Annotated in this window: 16 protein-coding genes and 2 pseudogenes; 10 read left to right on the top strand and 8 right to left on the bottom strand. The window is 71.3% G+C overall.

The features are described 5' to 3' along the window. Positions 1-34 precede the first annotated feature (34 nt). Positions 35-1,120, top strand: a complete 1,086-nt coding sequence (locus LRS04_RS23655; RefSeq protein ID WP_257818498.1) for a YeiH family protein — start codon at positions 35-37, stop codon at positions 1,118-1,120. A gap of 45 nt (positions 1,121-1,165) precedes the next feature. Here the strand turns inward: LRS04_RS23655 and LRS04_RS28495 are convergent. Together LRS04_RS28495 and LRS04_RS23650 are read right to left on the bottom strand one after the other, a co-directional pair. Then, a pseudogene (locus tag LRS04_RS28495) lies at positions 1,166-1,525 on the bottom strand (TIM44-like domain-containing protein); the annotation flags it as partial. A 645-nt stretch (positions 1,526-2,170) separates the two neighbouring features. Then, the gene (locus LRS04_RS23650) at positions 2,171-3,034 is read right to left on the bottom strand and encodes a pirin family protein (protein ID WP_257818497.1); all 864 of its coding nucleotides are present in this window, start codon (positions 3,032-3,034) and stop codon (positions 2,171-2,173) included. Between the two features lie 430 nt (positions 3,035-3,464). On the opposite strand from LRS04_RS23650, the gene LRS04_RS23645 reads away from it, so the two are divergent. After that, positions 3,465-3,932 carry an acyl-CoA thioesterase domain-containing protein gene (locus LRS04_RS23645; RefSeq protein ID WP_257818496.1) on the top strand — a complete coding sequence of 156 codons (468 nt, stop codon included), beginning with the start codon at positions 3,465-3,467 and terminating at the stop codon, positions 3,930-3,932. Between the two features lie 114 nt (positions 3,933-4,046). On the opposite strand, the gene LRS04_RS23640 is transcribed toward LRS04_RS23645, so the two are convergent. From LRS04_RS23640 to LRS04_RS23630, 3 genes are read right to left on the bottom strand one after another with little or no spacing between them, the layout of a single operon-like run. Beyond that, positions 4,047-4,493: a hypothetical protein gene (locus LRS04_RS23640; RefSeq protein WP_257818495.1), complete on the bottom strand. Its 447-nt coding sequence runs from the start codon at positions 4,491-4,493 to the stop codon at positions 4,047-4,049. Between the two features lie 33 nt (positions 4,494-4,526). Next, a complete protein-coding gene (locus LRS04_RS23635) occupies positions 4,527-5,786 on the bottom strand; it encodes a cytochrome P450 (protein WP_257818494.1) in 1,260 nt (419 codons plus the stop codon). A 50-nt stretch (positions 5,787-5,836) separates the two neighbouring features. After that, positions 5,837-6,808 carry a methyltransferase gene (locus LRS04_RS23630; RefSeq protein ID WP_257818493.1) on the bottom strand — a complete coding sequence of 324 codons (972 nt, stop codon included), beginning with the start codon at positions 6,806-6,808 and terminating at the stop codon, positions 5,837-5,839. 95 nt (positions 6,809-6,903) lie between these two features. On the opposite strand from LRS04_RS23630, the gene LRS04_RS23625 reads away from it, so the two are divergent. From LRS04_RS23625 to LRS04_RS23590, 7 genes and pseudogenes are all read left to right on the top strand, one after another. Continuing rightward, entirely contained in the window at positions 6,904-7,668 is a 765-nt protein-coding gene (locus tag LRS04_RS23625; RefSeq protein WP_257818492.1) for a histidine phosphatase family protein, read from the top strand. Beyond that, positions 7,665-8,552: an NAD(P)H-hydrate dehydratase gene (locus LRS04_RS23620; RefSeq protein WP_257818491.1), complete on the top strand. Its 888-nt coding sequence runs from the start codon at positions 7,665-7,667 to the stop codon at positions 8,550-8,552. Before LRS04_RS23625 ends, LRS04_RS23620 begins: the two co-directional genes overlap by 4 nt. 225 nt (positions 8,553-8,777) lie before the next feature. After that, the gene (locus tag LRS04_RS27260) at positions 8,778-11,597 is read left to right on the top strand and encodes a M13-type metalloendopeptidase (RefSeq protein ID WP_308238216.1); all 2,820 of its coding nucleotides are present in this window, start codon (positions 8,778-8,780) and stop codon (positions 11,595-11,597) included. Positions 11,598-11,638: 41 nt separating this feature from the next. Further along, positions 11,639-12,490, top strand: a pseudogene (locus LRS04_RS23605) (PAS domain-containing protein); the annotation flags it as partial. 157 nt (positions 12,491-12,647) lie between these two features. Then, complete coding sequence (locus LRS04_RS27255; protein ID WP_308238423.1) at positions 12,648-13,232, top strand: PAS domain-containing protein; 585 nt, start codon at positions 12,648-12,650, stop codon at positions 13,230-13,232. Continuing rightward, a complete protein-coding gene (locus LRS04_RS23595; RefSeq protein ID WP_257819233.1) occupies positions 13,199-14,074 on the top strand; it encodes an ATP-binding protein in 876 nt (291 codons plus the stop codon). Before LRS04_RS27255 ends, LRS04_RS23595 begins: the two co-directional genes overlap by 34 nt. Before the next feature lie 43 nt (positions 14,075-14,117). Continuing rightward, positions 14,118-15,095, top strand: a complete 978-nt coding sequence (locus LRS04_RS23590; protein WP_257818490.1) for an amidohydrolase — start codon at positions 14,118-14,120, stop codon at positions 15,093-15,095. On the opposite strand, the gene LRS04_RS23585 is transcribed toward LRS04_RS23590, so the two are convergent. Both LRS04_RS23585 and LRS04_RS23580 read right to left on the bottom strand, forming a co-directional pair. Beyond that, the gene (locus LRS04_RS23585; protein ID WP_257818489.1) at positions 15,092-15,970 is read right to left on the bottom strand and encodes a class III extradiol ring-cleavage dioxygenase; all 879 of its coding nucleotides are present in this window, start codon (positions 15,968-15,970) and stop codon (positions 15,092-15,094) included. The genes LRS04_RS23590 and LRS04_RS23585 overlap by 4 nt on opposite strands. A gap of 28 nt (positions 15,971-15,998) precedes the next feature. Continuing rightward, positions 15,999-16,583 (bottom strand): NADPH-dependent FMN reductase, encoded by a 585-nt coding sequence (locus tag LRS04_RS23580; protein WP_257818488.1) that lies wholly within the window; start codon positions 16,581-16,583, stop codon positions 15,999-16,001. Positions 16,584-16,690: 107 nt separating this feature from the next. On the opposite strand from LRS04_RS23580, the gene LRS04_RS23575 reads away from it, so the two are divergent. Next, complete coding sequence (locus LRS04_RS23575; protein ID WP_257818487.1) at positions 16,691-17,638, top strand: LysR family transcriptional regulator; 948 nt, start codon at positions 16,691-16,693, stop codon at positions 17,636-17,638. On the opposite strand, the gene LRS04_RS23570 is transcribed toward LRS04_RS23575, so the two are convergent. After that, positions 17,635-18,870 carry a serine hydrolase gene (locus tag LRS04_RS23570; protein WP_257818485.1) on the bottom strand — a complete coding sequence of 412 codons (1,236 nt, stop codon included), beginning with the start codon at positions 18,868-18,870 and terminating at the stop codon, positions 17,635-17,637. The genes LRS04_RS23575 and LRS04_RS23570 overlap by 4 nt on opposite strands. Positions 18,871-18,876: the final 6 nt, after the last annotated feature.

Below are 18,876 nucleotides of genomic sequence, written 5' to 3'. Positions count from 1 at the left end.
CGCAAGAGGGGGCGGGAGCGTAGGGGACAGCGGCATGGCCAGGGACATCGACACCGACGCCTGGGCGGCGCACGAGATGTTCCAGTCCTACGGCGGGATGGAGGGCCTGCCCGACGTCGCCGTGAGGCCGAGGCTGTCGGTCCGCGATTTTGCGCGCCGCGTCTATCCGGGCGTCCTCGTCGCCCTGACCATCGCGCTCGCCGCCTCCTGGCTCTCGCAGCACTACGCTGCGCCGGTGATGCTGTTCGCCCTGCTGTTCGGCATGACCTTCCACTTCCTGCACCAGGAAGGCCGCTGCATTCCGGGGATCGAGTTCACCTCCAAGGCGGTGCTGCGGACCGGCGTCGCCCTGCTGGGGGCGCGGATCACCCTGGAGCAGGTGGCCAGCCTCGGCTGGGTCCCGATCGGCATGGTGGTGGCCGGTGTCGCCTCGACGGTCGTGGTCGGCCTGGGCCTCGCCCGGATGCTTGGTCTCTCCCGGTCGTTCGGCCTGCTGTCCGGCGGATCGGTGGGGATCTGTGGCGCCTCGGCGGCCCTGGCGATCGCGTCCGCCCTGCCCAAGACCCGCGACACCGAGCGCGACACCATCCTGGCGGTCGTGGTGGTCACCACGCTCTCCACCATCGCCATGGTGCTCTACCCGATGCTGGTGACCGCCCTCGGCCTCGACCACCAGCGGGCCGGCCTGTTCCTGGGCGGCACCATCCACGACGTGGCCCAGGTGGTCGGCGCCGGCTTCATGATCTCGCCGCAGACCGGCGACGTGGCGACCTATGTGAAGCTGCTCCGCGTCGCCATGCTGCTCCCGGTCGTCCTGGCGGTCGGCTTGATCATGTCCCGCGGCGGGGCCGGGCAGGCGGGCAAGGCGCCGTTCCCCTGGTTCCTGGCCGGCTTCGCCGCCCTGGTCGCGCTGAACAGCCTGGGCGTGCTGCCGAAACCTGTGACCGACACGGCGAGCGAGGTGTCGCGCTGGTGCCTGGTGGCCGCCATCGCCGCGCTCGGCATGAAGACCTCGTTCAAGGCCCTCATCGACGCCGGCTGGCGGCCGGTGGCGGTCATGGTCGCCGAGACCGTCTGGATCGGCGGCCTCGTCCTCGCGGTGGTGCTGCTGGCGACCTAGGGGCCTAGGCCTCCTGGATGGCCGACAGCTTCCAGGGGCGCCGCGCTCGCGGACGAAGGTCCAGAGCTCGGTGGTCTGGCTGGGCCGGTCGGCGTCGCCCGACAGGACGGCGCCGGTCGACCGGTCGCGCATCACGTCGCGGCTCTCGTAGCGCAGGGCGGCGGTGGCGTACTCGGCGTCGCCCTCACGCCAGGCCTCGGCGACGTCGGCCTCCAGCAGCTTCACGCCCGTGACCTCGTTGCGGCGGCCCTGGGTGGCGTTCTCGCTGAGCTCCTCGGCGAGATAGCTCATCACCTCCGGCGTGGTCAGCTCGCGCAGGCGGCCGTAGTCCTCGCGGGTGAAGGCGTCCTGCACGTCGGCCAGCATCCGCTCGAAGGTCTCGCGATCCTGGCCGGTGACGCCGATGTCCTCGCTCGCCGGCGTGACGGGCGTATAGCCGCCGCCGCCGCCCGCCGTGCCGAACGGCCGGGGCTCCGGCCTCGAAGCGCGAAGTCTGACCGGGGAAGCCGGCGAGGGCGGGTTGCGGCCGGCGACGGCCGAACAGCTTCATCAGCAGGAAGACGCCGAGGCCAATCAGGGCGATCTGCAGCAGGGCTGTGCCGAAGCCCGCCATGCCGCCGAAGCCGTTGCCGAGCAGGGCGCCGATCAGGCCGCCGGCGATGAGACCCCCCAGCAGGCCGCCTCCGAAACCCCCGAAGATCCCGCCGCGGCGCGGCGTGCTGCGCCGGCGCGCCGGCCGTGGCCGGACGGGCCCCCGGTTGTTGCGCGGCCGGCTGGCGCGGCGTCATCGTGCGCTCGACCGGGGCGGTCTGGGTGGGCGAGGTCTGGGTGCGCGGCGGCGGCGTATAGGTGCGCGCGCCGCGGCTGCCGAAGCTCCCGCCGCGGCGGGCGTCAGCCGGCTCGGCCACGAGAAGCGAAGCGGCGAGGACGATGCCGAAGGCGGCGGCGGTCCTGGACCGGGCAATGTTCATCTGAAGAATCTCCCTAACGCCCCAGATGTATGGGGGCTTTGGCCCGGGCGGTAGGCATGGCCGTCCGATTTTGCCGCGATCAGGCGGCGGTGACGTGGTCGAAGAGGCCGGCGTTGTAGTCGCGGATGGCGTCGACGATCTCCTCGCGGGTGTTCATCACGAAGGGACCGTGAGCGACCACCGGCTCGTTGATCGGCTCCGCGTGACCGTAGAGCACGACCGCCTCGTCGTCCGCAGCGATCTCGAGGGTGTCGCCCTCCAGGTCCAGTTCGACGAGGTGCCAGGGGGCCACCGCCTTGCCGTTCACGCTCACATGGCCGCGGACCAGGTAGAGGAAGACATTGCGCCCGGCGAGCGAGCCGAAGCCCACCTTGCCGCCGGGCTTCATGTGGAGCGTGGTCATGAAGACGCCGGTCAGGGACGGGACCGGCCCCGTCTGGCCGCCCCACTTGCCCGAGATCAGGTTGACCGTGACCCGGCCCTGGTCGGCGGTCAGCGCCGGGATCTGGTCGGCCTGCAGGCCGACGTAGCGCGGGCTGGTCATCTTCAGCCGCGAGGGCAGGTTCACCCAGAGCTGCAGGATTTCGAGCGGCCCGCCCGCCTCGAGGAAGGCCGCTGGCGAGACCTCGGCGTGGATCAGGCCCGAGCCGGCGGTCATCCACTGCACGCCGCCCGCCTTGATGACGCTCTCGTGCCCCGCCGAGTCCCGGTGCGCCAGCTCGCCTTCCAGGATGAAGGTCACCGTCTCGAAGCCGCGGTGCGGGTGCGGACCGAAGGGCAGGCCGCGATTGGCCGGCGGATAGACCTGGGGCCCGTGGTGGTTGAGGAACAGGAACGGATCGACCTGCGCAAGCTTCGGGCCCGGCACCGGCCGGCGGGTCTGCAGGTCGCCGATGTCGTCGCGATGGGCCGCGTGCTGGGCGGTCAGGGTCTTGGCTGGCATCGATCCTCCTGGAAGCTCAACGCATATAGCGGGCTTACGGCCCTTGCGAAGCTTCGCGGAAGGCTCAACAAGATCGCGCGATGGACGCTTCCTTCTTCGACCTGCGGGCGACGCACAACCCGCACCGCTGGTTCATGCCCCTCAGCCCGGCCGTCTGCGTGGGGCCGCCCGGCAACCTCTTCATGTTCGGCGGGGTCGGCCTGGCCTCGGCGGTCAGCGCCATGGAGCGCACCACGGGCCGCCCGGTGATCTGGGCGACGGCGCAGTATCTCTCCTACGCCCGCCCGCCCAGCATCGTCGACCTCGACGTCTGGGTGCCCGCCGCCGGCAAGTACAACAGCCAGGCCCGCGTCACCGGCCACGTGGGCGACCAGGAGATCTTCACGGTCAACGCCGCCCTCGGCGCCCGGCCGAGCGACCTGTCCCAGCAGTGGCTGCAGATGCCCGACGCGCCTCCGCCCGAGGACTGCGAGCCCGCCGATCACTGGCGGGGCGGCGGGGAGGGCTGCACAGCCGCATCGAGGTCCGGGTCGCCAAGGGCCGCTACGGCGCCGACCGGGTCGGCAACGCCGAGGCCGACGGCCGCTCGCTCCTCTGGATCCGCCCGCGCGAGCGCTTCCCGATCGATGCGCCGATGCTGGCGATCATGGCCGACTTCGTCCCCTCGGGGATCGGCAATGCGCTGGGCCAGAACGCCGGCGGCAACAGCTTGGACAACACGCTGCGCGTCCGCCGGATCGTGCCCACCGAATGGGTGCTCTGCGACATCCGCATCCACGGCGTCCACGGCGGCTTCGGCCACGGGGCGATGTATCTCTTCGCCCAGGACGGGGAGCTGATGGCGACCGCCAGCCAGAGCCTGATCGTGCGGGTCCGCGAGACCGCGAAGGACCGCTGAATTCCTCCCCACCGGGGGAGGGGGACCGCGAAGCGGTGGAGGGGGTCCGCTGAGGCGTTGGTTCTGACCCCCTCAGTCCCTGCGGGACAGCTCCCCGACGGGGAGCAACTGGGCCTAGACCTTCGCCACCACGCCGGGGCGCTCGTTGTCCCAGATCATCGAGATGATCTTCCACGCGCCGTCGGGGCCCTTGTAGAGCTGGATGGAGTTGATCCCGCGCCGCTCGGGTTCGGCGTCCTCCGGCGCGGTGCGCGCCTCGTAGAGGCTCCAGACGTGGGCCATGTTGCCCATCACGTCGATCCGCCGGTCGATCTCCACCTCGAAGAAGCCGTTGGCGTCGAAGAACGGCGTCACGTTCGCGCGGTACTCGTCCGGCGCCATGATGGTGATGGTGGACCGGCCGTCGTCGCCCGGCGCCGTGCGCATCTGGCGCGAGGCCGGGTGGAACAGCTCCGGCTGGCGCGGCCAGTCGCGCGGGCCGGCGGGGCCCGAGATCATCTCGTACATGCCGTCCACGACGGCGCCGATGGCGTCCCGGTCACTCGCTTGCAAGTCAGTCATGGCGGCGACTTTCGCCGCCGCCGCCCCGTGCGTCTAGTTCCGGCGGGGGATGACCACCTGCATGCTCTCGTAGCCCTTCACGAACGACGAGTAGACGCGCTTGGGCTCGTCCACGACGACGATCTCCGGGAAGCGTTTCATGATCTCTTCCCAGATGACCTTGAGCTGCAGCTCGGCCAGGCGGTTGCCCACGCAGCGGTGGATGCCGAAACCGAAGGAGATGTGCGTGCGGGGCCGCTCGCGGTCGATGATGTAGTCGTTCGGCCGCTCGATGACCTCCTCGTCGCGGTTGCCCGAGACGTACCACATGACGACCTTGTCGCCCTTCCGGATCAGCTTGCCGCCGATCTCGTGGTCGGCGAGCGCGCGGCGGCGCATGTGGGCCAGCGGCGTCTGCCAGCGGATCGTCTCGGACACCATGGAGGTGATCAGGTCCGGGTTGGCGCGCAGCTTGTCGTACTGGTCCGGGTTCTTGTTCAGCGCATAGATCGAGCCGGTGATCGTGTTGCGGGTGGTGTCGTTGCCGCCCACCGTCAGCAGCACGATGTTCCCGAAGTACTCCCGCGGCTCCATGTTCCGGGTCTCGGGGCCGTGGGCCAGCATGGAGATCAGGTCGCCGGTCGGATCGGCGTTCACCCGCTGGTTCCAGAGCTCCGTGAAGTAGGCGTGGTACTCCACGAAGATCTGCATCTTCTGCTCGATGCTCTCGACGAGCCCGCCCGGCATCGGGATGGCGGTGACCACGTCCGACCAGTTGATCAGCCGGCGGCGGTCCTCCTGCGGCATGCCGAACAGGGTGGCGAGCGTCATGCCCGTCAGCTCCTTCGACACCAGGTCCACCCAGTCGAACTCCTCGCCGATCGGCAGGCTGTCGAGGATGCCGGCCGCGCGCTCGCGGATCAGCGGCTCCAGCCGGGCGAGGTTCATCGGCGAGACGGCCGGCGAGACCGTCTTGCGCTGCACGTCGTGCTTCGGCGGGTCCATGGCGATGAACATCGGCAGCGGGCCGTCGCCCTGCGTCTGCTCGGCGATGGTGATGCCGCCCTCGGACGAGAACACCTGGTGGTTCGTGTCCACCGCCATGATGTCGTTGTACTTGGTGATCGACCAGTACGGCCCGTGCTCGCTCTCGGCGGTGTAGTGGACCGGGTCCTCCTTCCGCAGGCGTTCGAACATCGGCCAGTGCGCGTCGGCCTGGAAGAGCGCCGGCTGGGCCGGGTTCAGCTCCTCGAGCGGCAGCGAATAGGCCTCGTCGCGCGCCTGGTTCAGGCTCAGCAGGTTGCCATCGGCCATGATCGTTCCTCCACCGTTACCCTAGGGGTACGCCGAAGGTGACGGGGGCGTCAACTTTCTGGAGGCTGTGGGAAAGGATTTGTGATCGTGCAACCGACGACCGCGATGCGCTCCACGTCCGCATAGGCCGGCTTTTCCAGCTCCTCGCCGAACACGTCCGGATCGAGCTCGCGGTAGGCGAAGGCGCAGCCCGCGGCCCCGGCCGCCTTCGCCAGCTCCTCCCGCAGCCGGTCGCGCCCGCCGGCCAGGATGGCGCTGCCGGTGTAGAGCAGGAAGCGGCCGCCGGGCGCGAGCTTCGGCATCGCCGCCTTCGCCCACTGGAGCGAGACCTCGCCGCCGTGCAGGTCTCCGCCGTCGCGGTAGGTCCGGCCCGCCGGATCGACGATGTAGGGCGGATTGGCGAGGATCAGGTCGCAGGCGTCCGGCGCGCCGTCGAGGTCGGGCGCTTCACGGGTGGCGAGCGGTATGCCGGCGTGGACGGCGTTGATCCGCGCGAGCCTGAGCGCCTGGCGGTTCACGTCGGTGAGCAGCACCTCGCGGGCCCGGCAGACGCGCGCCGCGGTCAGGGCGCCGACACCCGCGCCGCCGCCGATATCGACCATCCGGCCGAGCCGGCAGTCCGGCCCCATCTCGGCGGCCACGAAGTCGGCGAACCGGTAGCTGTCCGGCCCCAGGAACACCGAATCCTCGTCGTCGGTGGGATAGGCCGAATGCAGGAACAGCAGGCCGCGCACCCGGGAGACGCGGACGGCGCTCCGCCAGAGCCCGCCGTCCGCAGGCGCCAGCATCCCGGCGGCCCGCAGGTCCGCGAAGAGATCGCGCGGCAGAACATCCTCGCGGAACGGCAGGCTCCAGCCCAGGACGTCGCGCACCGAGCGCGCCTCGGCCATCGCCGGCCGGGCGAGCACCCGGGCGTGCGAGGCGGGCGTCGGGGTGACGAAGTCGTAGCCGAGGGCGTCCAGCCGCTTCAGCAGCGAGAGCAGGGCCTCGTCGGCGGAGGTCGTGGCGGCGCAGTCGGGCATCGTCGGTATGAAGGCTCGGCTCGGCTGGAGGTTCACGCATCCGAACCGCCACGCTGGCGTTTGGAGCCCGGGATCATCTTTTGAAGGGAACAGGCGTGGCGTCACGGTGGCCCGAGCGGCTCTGGATCGTCCGGCACGGCGAGAGCGCCGGCAACGTGGCCCGGGACCTGGCGGACCAGGCCGGACTGGTGCGCATCGACATCGCCGAGCGCGACGTGGACGTGCCGCTCTCCAAGCTCGGCGAGGAGCAGGCCTGCGCGCTCGGCCGCTGGTTCGCGGAGCTGCCGCCGCACGAGCGGCCGGAGGTGGTGCTGACTTCGCCCTACATCCGCGCGCTCAGGACCGCCGACATCGTCCGCGACTGCGGCGGCTTCTCGCCCGAGGCCCATCGCCCGGTGGCCGACGAGCGGCTGCGCGAGAAGGAGTTCGGGGTGCTCGACCGGCTGACCCGGCGCGGCATCGAGGCCGACTTCCCCGACCAGGCCGAGTTCCGGCGGCTCCTCGGCAAGTTCTATCACCGGCCGCCTGGCGGCGAGAGCTGGTGCGACGTGATCCTGCGGCTGCGCAGCGCCCTCGACACCCTGTCCCTCCATCACGCCGGGAAGCGGGTGCTGATCGTCAGCCACCAGGTGGTGGTGCTTTGCCTGCGCTACCTGCTGGAGTGCCTGACGGAGGACGAGATCCTCGCCATCGACCGGGAGAAGGACGTGGCCAACTGCTCGGTCACCGAATACCGGCTCGACCGCGGCGAGGGCGCCAACGGCGAGCTGAAGCTCTTCCGCTACAACTTCACCGCGCCCCTCGAACAGCAGGCGACGCCGGTCACGCGGGAGCCCGACGCGGCCGTCGCCGCCCGATGAGCGCGCCGGAACGGGTCACGCCTGCACTGCTCGCCGCCTGGGCCCCGCCGCCGGTGCCGGACGACAGCGACAAGGAGGTCCGCGGCCGGGTCCTGGTCCTGGCGGGCGGCGCGCAGGTGGCCGGCGCGACCCTGCTCACCGCCACCGCCGCGCTCCGGGCGGGGGCCGGGAAGCTGCAGATCGGCGCGCCGGCCGGGCTGGCGCGAAGCCTGGCGCTGGCCATGCCCGAGGCCCGGGTGATCGCCGCGCCGGAGACAGCCGACGGCGAGCTGGCGCCGGAGGCCGCCGAGACGCTGGGCGACTGCGTGGCCCGCTGCGACGCGGCCGTGATCGGCCCAGGCATGATCGAGGACGCGCCGGCCGGCGAACTGGCCCTGCGCCTCGTGGAGGCGGGCGGGCCGCCGATGGTGGTCGACGCCGCGGCGCTGAGCGGGCTGATGGCGGATCCTGACCGCGCCGCCGCCCGTCATGGCGAGCTGGTGCTGACGCCCCACGCCGGCGAGATGGCCAGCCTGATCGGTCTTCCGAAGGACGACATCCTGGCCGATCCGCTGGGTTGCGCGCGGCGGGCCGCCACCGCCTGCCGGGCGGTGGTGGTCCTGAAGGGCGCCGCGACGCTGATCGTCAGTCCGGACGGGACCGCCTGGGTCCACGAGGGCGGCCTGGCGGGCCTCGCCACCTCCGGCTCGGGCGACGTGCTGGCGGGCGTGATCGCCGGCCTCATCGCCCGGGGCTGCGCCCCGGTCCAGGCCGCCGTCTGGGGCGTGGCGGCGCACGCCCGGGCCGGGGCCCGGCTTGGCGAGCGGATCGCGCCGCTCGGCTTCCTGGCCCGCGAACTGCTGGACGAACTGGCGCCGGCCATCGCCGAACTCGGCGGCGCATGACAAAGCTGTAAGCACCGCCGGCGGGGATCTGCGTGTAGGAAGCGCCCAAACACGCGGGCGGGAGGCCCGCCCTGGGAGATTCCGTCCGCATGAACCTTCGCAACGCCTGGCTCGCCGCCTGTTCGGCGACCGTCCTCGTCTCCGCCTGCGCGACGCCCGCCGCGCCGCCGGCCCCGCCCGTGGCCGAGGCCCCGCCGCCGCCGGCGCCCGCCCCGGCCCAAGCCGATGTTCGGGACCTTCGGGTTCGACACCGCCGGCATGGACCGCGCCGTGGCCCCGGGCGACGACTTCTTCGACTACGCCAACGGGACCTGGGTGAAGACCACCGAAATCCCCGCCGACCGCTCGAACATGACGAGCTTCGTGGCCATCGCCGAGCGCGCGGCGGCCCGCACCCGAGCGATCATCGAGGACAGCGCCAGGGCGGAGGCCCCCGCCGGCTCCGAGGCCCGCAAGATCGGCGACTACTATGCGAGCTTCATGGACGAGGCGCGCGTCGAGGCGCTGGGCGCCCAGCCGCTGAAGGCCGAGCTCGACGCCATCCAGGCCCTGAAGACCCGCAGCGAGATCTCCCGCGCGCTGGGCGGCACGGTCCGCGCCGACGTCGATGTGCTGAACGCCACCAACTACTACACGCCCAATATCCTGGGCCTCTGGGTCGCCGAGGACCTCGACGACACCACCCAGTACCGCGCCTACCTGCTGCAGGGCGGCCTCGGCATGCCTGACCGCGAGTACTACCTGGGCTCCAGCGCCCGCAACGCGGAGCTTCGCGGAAAGTACCAGGCGCACATCGCCGCCAGCCTGAAGCTCGCCGGCTATCCCAACCCCGAGGCGGCCGCGAAGCGCGTCGTCGATCTGGAGACCCGGATCGCCAGGCTCCACTGGACGGTGGACCAGACCGGCGACGTACAGAAGGGCAACAACCTGTGGTCCCGCGCCGAGCTCGCCCGCAAGGCGCCCGGCCTGGACTGGGACGCCTTCCTGACCGCCGTGGGCCTGCAGAAGGAGCAGAAGCTCGGCATCTGGCAGGACACCGCCATCGTCGGCATCTCAAAGCTGGTGGCGAGCCAGCCGGCCCAGGCCTGGAAGGACTGGCTGGCCTTCCGCACTGTCGAGCGCGCCTCGCCCTTCCTCTCCAGGCCGTTCGTCGACGAGCACTTCGCCTTCAACGGCACGGCGCTTTCCGGCACTCCCCAGCAGCGCGAGCGCTGGAAGCGGGGCGTCGACTTCACCTCGGGCGCGCTCGGCGAGGCCATCGGCAAGCTCTATGTCGAGCGCCACTTCCCGCCGGAGCGGAAGGCCCAGGTGGAGGAGATGGCGAAGAACGTCGTCACCGCCTTCGGCCACCGCATCGACCGCATCGACTGGATGACGCCGGAGACCAAGGCCAAGGCCAGGCAGAAGCTCGCCAACTTCCGGGTCTATGTGGGCTACCCCGACAAGTGGCGCGATTATTCGGGACTCCAGATCGTCCGCGGCGACGCCTACGGCAACGCCATGCGCGCCGAGCTCTTCGAGCGCGACCGCAACCTGGCCAAGCTCGGCCGGCCGGTGGACCGCGAGGAGTGGTTCATGACGCCCCAGACGGTGAACGCCCTCTTCGCCCCGTCGCAGAACTCGATCATCTTCCCGGCGGCGATCCTGGAGCCGACCTTCTTCGACGCCAATGCCGACGCGGCGGTGAACTACGGCGCCATCGGCGGGGTGATCGGCCACGAGGTCAGCCACGGCTTCGACGACCTGGGCGCCCAGTTCGGCGCCGACGGCGCCCTGAAGAACTGGTGGACCGACCAGGACCTCGCCCAGTTCCGTGCCCGGACCAGGCAACTCGCCGACCAGTACAGCGCCTACCAGGTGTTCCCGGACCTCAACCTGCCGGGCGAGCAGATGCTGGGCGAGAACATCGCCGACGTGGCCGGCTTGGCCGCCGCCTACGACGCCTGGAAGCTCTCCCTGGGCGGCCAGGAGGCCCCGGTGCTCGACGGCTTCACGGGCGAGCAGCGCTTCTACCTGGGCTGGGCGCAGAACTACCGGTCGAAGTACCGCGACGCGGCGCTGCGTCGGAACGTGATCACCGGCGTCCATTCGCCCGGCCGCTGGCGGGCGCTCACCGTGCGGAACCAGGACCCCTGGTACCCGGCCTTCGAGGTGAAGCCCGGCCAGAAGCTGTACCTCGCCCCCCGCCGACCGGGTGCGCATCTGGTAGCCCCAAAGCCCTTTATCGTCCCGATCGCCGACCCGGACGATCCGCGCATCGAACCCTACCGGGCGGTGCGGGAGCGAGACCTTGTCGGCCGGTCGGGGCGGTTCATCGCCGAGGGGCGGGTGGTGCTGGAGAAGGCGATCGCCGCCGGCCGCCACCCGCTGACGTCGGTCCTTGTCGCCGAACAGCGCCTGGACGGCCTCGCCGATGTCCTGGCGGGCCTGCCGGAGGCCACGCCCATCTACGCCGCCGGCCAGGCGGTGATGGACGCCATCGTCGGCTTCCCGATCCACCGGGGCATCCTGGCGGCGGGCGAACGCGCCGAGCCCTCGGCGGACGCCCTGCTGGCCGGCCTGCCGGAACGGGCGCTGGTCGTGGCGCTGTCGGCCATCGCCAACCACGACAACATGGGCGGCCTGTTCCGCAACGCCGCGGCCTTCGGGGCCGACGCGGTGCTGATGGACGCCGCCTGCTGCGACCCGCTCTACCGCAAGGCCATCCGCGTCTCGGTGGGCGCGGCGCTCACCGTACCCTTCGCAACCCTGCCGGCCGGGGCCGACCTCCTGGATCTCCTCTCGGCCCACCGGTTCGAGTCGCTCGCCCTCTCGCCGGCCGGCGAGGCCGAGATCGGCGAGGTCGTCCCGGGCCCGCGCACGGCCGCCCTGTTCGGCGCGGAAGGGCCTGGGCTCGCACCGGAAACCCTGGCCCGCGCCCGCACCGTGCGCATCGCCATGGCCGGCGGTTTCGACAGCCTGAACGTCGCCACCACGAGCGGGATCGTGCTCCACCGGCTGGCTGCGGCGGCCTGCCGCACCCCTGCATCTGAAAGGCGACCTTAACGCCTGCCCAGCACCTTGCCGGCGAACGTCGGGATGAGTGGATGTCGCGCGCGAAGACGCCGAACTTCCGGGCCACGCCAGGGTCCGTGCTGCCAGCCGAGACTTCGGCGCCCGTCTTCGACCGGGCGACACGGCTCGCGCGCGCCCTGTTCGGCGACGTCAGCGCCCAGGTCGCCCTGGTGGGCGAAGGCGTGCTCTGGACGACGCCCGGCGCCATCACCAGCGAACGCGATGTGCCGGCCAGCCGCATCGTGCTGGAAGAGGGCAGGGTGCTCTGGGTCGAGGACGGGACGCTGGACCCCCGCTTCAAGGACAACGCGCTCGTCTCCGGGCCGCCGTTCCTGCGGTTCTACGCCGGCGCGCCGATCCGCCTGCCGGGCGGCGAGATCCCCGGCGTCCTCTGTGTCATGGGCGTGCGGCCCCGGCCGTTCGACGCCGACCTCGCCGGCCGCCTGCAGGACCTCGCCGACTTCCTGGCCGTGGAGTGGGGCCGTCTGCGCGCCGACCGCGCCCGCCAGGTCTCGGCCCGTGAGCGCGACGTGGCGCGCCGCGCGCTCGCCGGCGTCATCGACACCGCCCCGCTGCCGCTCGTCATCCTCGACCGCGAGTACCGCATCCTGGGCGCCAGCCCCCGTTGGCGGGCCAACCGCGGCCCCGACGTGGGCGAGGTCCGCGGCCGCGACGTGTTCGAGGTCGCGCCCGAGGCCTTCAGCCCGTTCCGCGCCGCCCTCGCCCGGGCCCTGAACGGCGAGACGATCTCGGTCGACCGCCTGGCGATCACCCGGCGCGACGGCCGCACGGCCTGGGTTCAGGCGATCGTGGCGCCCTGGCTGGAGGGCAACGGCCAGATCGGCGGGGTCATCGTCACCTCGCACGACATCACCAACCTCATGGAGGCCCTGGAGCGCGCCGAGCGCTCGGAGGACCGGCTGAAGCTCGCCCTCGAGATCGCCGACATCCACGTGTGGGAGATGGACTACGTCCGCAAGGAGCTCGAGAAGGCCGGGCGCCGAGGACACCTTCTTCACGACGCCCAAGACCTACGAGGACATGCTGGGCGACGGCATCTGGGACTCGATCCACGAGGAGGATCGCGAGGCGGTGCGGAAAGCCTGGGAGGCGGATCTCGGCGCGGGTGGGTCCTACCGGCCGGAATACCGCATGGCCCGCGACGACGGGAAGGTCGTGTGGGCCCGCAGCGCGGCGCGGCTGATCCACGACGCGGACGGCCGCCCGGTCCGGCTGGTGGGCGCGATCCAGAACATCACCGAGCGCAAGGCGCAGGAGTGCGCCCTCGTCCAGGCCAAGGAGGCGGCCGAGGCGGCCAACAACGCCAAGAGCGCCTTCCTGGCCACCATGTCCCACGAGATCCGCACGCCGCTGAACGGCGTGCTCGGCATGGCCCAGGCCATGGCCAGGGGGAACTGGCCCCGGCACAGCGCGAGCGGCTGGAGGTCATCCGCCAGTCCGGCGAGGCGCTGCTGGCCATCCTCAACGACGTCCTCGATCTCTCGAAGATCGAGGCCGGCAAGCTGGAGCTGGAGCAGGCGGAATTCGACATCGCCGAGCTGGCGAGAGGCGCTCACGCCACCTTCGAGGCGGTGGCCGAGGCCAAGGACCTGCTGTTCGAGCTGAAGATCGAACCGGCCGCCCGCGGGGTCTATCTGGGCGACTCCGTGCGGGTGCGTCAGATCCTCTACAACTTGGTCTCCAACGCGCTGAAGTTCACCGAGCGGGGCGGGGTCACCGTCACCGTCGGCCGCCGGGGCAAGTCCCTGAAGTTGACGGTGCGTGACACCGGTATCGGCATCCCGGAGGACAAGCTCGGCGGCCTCTTCCAGAAGTTCGAACAGGCCGACGCCTCGACCACGCGCCGCTACGGCGGCACGGGCCTGGGCCTCGCCATCTGCCGCGACCTTTCCGAGCTGATGGGCGGCGCGATCACGGCGAAGAGCAAGCCGGGCGAGGGGGCCACCTTCTCCGTCACCCTCCCGCTGCCGAGGGTGTCGGATGCGCCCGACGTCCAGCCGGAACCCTGTCCGGAAGCCGCCCAGGCGGCGATGGAAGAGTGCCCGCTGAAGATCCTCGCCGCCGAGGACAACGCCACCAACCAGCTCGTCCTGAAGACCCTGCTCGCCCAGCTCGGCCTCGAGCCGGTCATCGTCGGCACCGGCCGCGCGGCGCTGGAGGCCTGGGATCGCGAGGCCTGGGACCTGATCCTGATGGACGTCCAGATGCCGGAGATGGACGGTCCGACCGCGGCGCTCGCGATCCGCACCCGCGAGGCGCTTGAAGGTCGTCCGCGTACGCCGATCATCGCACTGACCGCGAACACCATGAGGCACCACATCGCCGAGTACTTCGCCGTGGGCATGGACGACTTCATCGCCAAGCCGATCGAGGCGGGTCGGCTGATCGACGCGCTCAACCGCGTGCTGAATGCGCCCGCACACGAGGACGACACGCAGGTCGCCTGAGCGGCGCGCGCCGGCTAGGCTCCGGGCCATGCCGCAGCACCCGATGACCGAAGACGTCCTCTGGCCGGATCTGCCGATCTGCGATCCGCATCATCACCTGTGGGATTTCCCCGCCGGCCGCTACCTGCTCCCCGAGCTGCTGGCGGACATCGGCCAGGGCCACCGGGTGGAAAGCACCGTCTTCGTGGAGTGCGGCGCCTTCTACTCGGCCGTGGCGCCCGAGCCGTTCCGGTTCGTCGGCGAGACCGAGTTCGTCACCGGCGTCGCCGCCATGGCCGACTCCGGCCGCTATGGGCCCGTCCGCGCCTGCGCCGGCATCGTCGGCCGCGCCGACCTCGCCCAGGGCGCATCCGTGACCGAGGTGCTGGCCGCCCACGTCCGGGCCGGCGGCGGCCGCTTCAAGGGCATCCGCCACGCCGGCGCCTGGGACGCGAGCCCCGATGTGCGGGTGAGCCACACCGAACCGCCGCCGGGACTCTACGCCCTGCCGACCTTCCGCGAGGGCTATGCGAAGCTCGGCGAGCATGGACTCTCGTTCGAGGCCTGGCAGTACCACACCCAGCTCCCCGAGGTGACGGCGCTGGCCCGCGCCTTCCCGGAGATCCCCATCATGCTGGACCACGTGGGCGGCCCGCTCGGCATCGGGCCGTACGCAGGACGCCGCGACGAGGTCTTCGCCGGCTGGGAGCGCGCCCTTCGCGAGCTCGCCACCTGTCCGAACGTCTGGGTGAAGCTGGGCGGCCTCGGCATGGCGGTCTGCGGCTTCGGCTTCCACAAGCGCGACGCGCTTCCGGACTCCGCGGAGCTGGCCGAAGCCTGGCGGCCCTACGTCGAAACCTGCATCGACGCCTTCGGGACGGGCAGGGCGATGTTCGAGAGCAACTTCCCGGTGGACAGCGTGTCCTGCAGCTACGGCGTCCTGTGGAACGCGCTCAAGCGCCTGGCCTCCGGCGCCGGTGAAGCCGAGAAAGCCCAGCTTTTCCGGGACAATGCGGTGAAATTCTACAGCCTGGCTGTCTAGGCCCTGAGCCTCCCGGCGGCGGGTGTGTGGGGCGCCGCCGGGAGGGTGTTCACTGACGGGGGAGCGTCAGGAACGCGGGGAGGGCGCCCGAACTTGAAGGCGGAGACCACCACGTCCATCACCTGGTCGCGGAAGGCCACCTCGCCGGGCTCGCCCTCCGCCGCGCCGGCGGCGAGGAAGAGGGGCGCCAAGTGTTCCTCGCGCGGATGGGCTTCGCGGGCGTGCGGACCCTGGTCCCAGTGAGCGATGGCCTCGTCGCGCCGCGCCGGGTCGGCGATCGCCTCACCCAGCCACGCGTCGAACGCCGCCGACTTCGCCGTATAGGCCGGCGAGAAGCCGCGCATGTTGTGCCAGCTCATCCCCGAGCCGACGATCAGCACGCCTTCGTCGCGAAGGGGGCTGAGCGCGCGCCCGGCCGCCAGGTGGACCTCCGGATCGAGGCTGGCCTGCAGCGAGAGCTGCACGACGGGCACGTCGGCTTCGGGGGTCACCAGCTTCAGGGGCACGAACACCCCATGGTCATACCCGCGCGCCGCGTCCTCGGCGGTGGGGAAGCCGGCGGCGCCCAGCAGCTCGCGCACCCGCTTCGCCAGCGCCGGCGAGCCCGGCGCGTCGAAGGTCAGGCGGTAGGTGTGCTCCGGAAAGCCGTAGTAGTCGAAGAGCATCGGCGGGCGCTCGGCGGTCTGCACCGTGAACGCGTCCGCCTCCCAGTGACCCGAGACCACCAGGATCGCCTTCGGCCGCTCGGGCAGGCTCGCCACAAGGCTCTTCAGCCAGGCGGCCGTCCGGTCCCAGGTGTCGGCCGGGCCGCGGGTCCAGTCCATGAAGAAGCAGGGCCCCGCGCCGTGCGGGATGAAGTAGGTGGGCAGGGTCATGGGGAGGCTCCGGTCTCGGGCGGCGGCCTTAGGCCGCCTTCCGGTCGGCCGCGTGCGGGGCGTTCTTCGCCACGAAGTGCGCGAGCGCCTGGCCGAACGTCTTCAGGAAGTCGGTCGTCGCCTCGTTCACCAGGGCGCCGCTCTCGTCGAACAGCGACAGGGAGTTGCCGATGTAGGCTTCCGGCTGGCCGAGCAGCGGCATGCCGAAGAAGCTGATCATCTGGCGCAGGTGATGGTTGGCGCCGAAGCCGCCGAGCGCGCCCGCGGACGTCGAGACGATCGCCGCCGGCTTGTCGGTGAACACCGCCTTGCCCCAGGGGCGCGAGCCCACGTCGATGGCGTTCTTCAGGAAGCCGGGGACCGAGCGGTTGTACTCGGGCGTCACGAACAGGAAGCCGTCGACGTCGGCCAGCTCCTGACGGAAGCGGGTCCAGGCGGCCGGCGGCGTGTCGGTCTCCAGGTCCGGGTCGTAGTGGGGCAGGTCGCCGATCTCGACGACCTTGAAGGTCAGGCCCTTGGGGGCCTCGTCGGCGATGGCCTGGGCAATCTTGCGGCTGGCGCTGTCCTTGCGGAGCGAGCCGACCAGGACGGCGACGGTATAGGCTTGGGTCATCTTCTCGTCTCTCCAGCGAATTTCGTGAGACACAGATGGGCCCATGCTGGACGGTTGATAATCCGAGCGCTGTGCATAAGTTTGCTTCCGGAAAGGAAACAATCCCGATGGACCGTTTCGACGAGATCGCCGCCTTCGCCGCCGTCGCCGACGCCCGCAGCTTCACGCAAGGGGCCCGCCGGCTCGGGGTCTCCAGCGCCCAGGCCTCGAAGCTCGTCGCCCGGTTGGAGAACCGCCTGGGCGCCCGGCTCCTGAACCGCACGACCCGGGACGTCTCCCTCACCGACACTGGCCGCGCCTATCTGGAGCGGGCCCGCGGCCTCATCGAGGACTTCGAGGCCCTGGAGGGCTCGGTGCGCGACCAGGACGGCTGCCCGCGCGGCACGCTGAAGATATCGGCGCCGGTCTCCTTCGGCGCAAGCCAGCTCGTCCCGGCGCTCCTCGACTTCGCCCGCGCCCACCCGGAGGTCGCGCTTGAGGTCTCGTCCACCGACCGCATGGTCAACCTGGTGGAGGAGGGCTTCGACGTGGCCGTCCGGATCGGCGCGCTGTCGGATTCCTCCCTGGTGGCCCGCAAGCTCGCCGCCGTCCGGATGGTCACCTGCGCCTCGCCGGACTACCTCGCCCGCGCCGGCACGCCCCAGACGCTCGCCGACCTCTCGCGCCACGAGGCGATCATCGACACCAACGCCCGCGACCCCCTGGTCTGGCGCTTCGGCCCGCACAGCGACCGCAAGGACGTCCGCGTCCACGGCCGGCTGACCTTCTCGGGCGCGGACGCCTGCGTGGCCGCCGCCCGCGAGGGGTTCGGCATCACCCGCACGCCGGCCTTCGCCGCCGCCGACGACCTGCGCTCAGGCAAGCTCGTCCCGGTGCTCTGCGCCTTCGAGCCGGAGACGATCCACGTCCACGCGGTCTATCCCCACGCCCGCCACCTGGCGCCCAAGGTCCGGTTCTTCGTGGACTTCCTGGCCAAGCGCTACGCCGGCGAGCCGGAGTGGCACCAGGGATGGGGCGAGAAGCATCCGCTCCCCGACGCCCTGGCCCACGGCTAGTCCCCCTTCGGTCCCAGGTAGCCCTTGCCGTAGACAGCCTCCCGGAAGTCGCGGTGCAGGGTGACGTCGAACGGCATCTTCTGGACGAAGAACACGGCCGCGGCCTTGTTGGCCGGGTCCACGAAGAAGAGGGTGGTGGCCGCCCCGTCCCAGAAGAATTCGCCCACCGCGCCGCGGTTCTCGCCCGGCGTCTTCGGCTGGCCGGTCCGCACCGCGAAGTCGAAACCGAAGCCGACGGCGCCCTTGGTCGGCAGGAAGAACCGGTCCTTCATGCTGGGGTCGAGCTGGTCGGTGGCCATCAGCTTCACGGTCGACGGCTTCAGGATGCGCGCGCCATCGAGTTCGCCGCCGTTCAGCAGCATCCGCGCGAAGCGCATGTAGTCGTCCAGCGAGGAGACCAGGCCCGCGCCGCCCATGGTCATCCGCCGCGCCGGGTCGAAGTTCATCCGTCGGGTCTGGACGTCGGCCTGGCGGGCGATCTTGCCGTCGGTCCCCGCCACGTAGGTGGCGGCGAGCCGTGCGAAGTTCGCTTCCGGCTGCGTCCAGGCGGTGTCCTTCATCTTCAGAGGGGCGAGGATGTGCTCGCGGACATAGGCCTCGTGCGTCTGGCCCGACAGCTTCTCGACCAGCATGGCCTGCACGTCGACCGAGGCGGAGTAGCTCCATTCCTGGCCGGGATCGAACAGCAGCGGGACCTGCGCCAGCTTCACGCCGGCCTCGCTGAGCGTGTTGGTGAGCGCCAGGGGCTCCACCTTGCGGTACTCGACGTCCGCCGGGCCCGGCCGCATGCCGTAGGCCAGTCCCGCCGTGTGCCGCAGCAGGTCGCGCACGGTCATCGGCCGGGCGGGGGCCCGGAGAGCGCCGGCCTTGTCGACCACCTTCACCTGGCCGAACTCCGGCAAGTAGAGGGCCACGGGGTCGTCCAGGCGGAACCTGCCCTGTTCCCAAAGCTGCATCAGGGCGACGCCGGTCACCGGCTTGGTCATCGACCAGATCTGCACCAGGGTGTCCCGGCGCATGGGCTTGTTTGCCTCACGGTCCGCGAAGCCGGAGGTTCCGAAGTACCGCTCCTGGCCATCCTGCCAGACCAGCGCCGAGGCGCCCGCCACGCGGCCGTCGGCGACCATCCTGGCGAGGGCGGCGTCGATGCGCCCCTTGTCGAGCTTCAGCGGCTCGGCGGGCGCCGCGCCGGCGAGCCCCAGCCAAAGCGCGGCGACGAACGCAAGCAGCATCGTGGG

This window comes from Phenylobacterium sp. J367, assembly GCF_024699985.1.
GTDB lineage: Bacteria > Pseudomonadota > Alphaproteobacteria > Caulobacterales > Caulobacteraceae > Phenylobacterium.
This window is presented reverse-complemented; position numbering and strand designations above follow the sequence as displayed.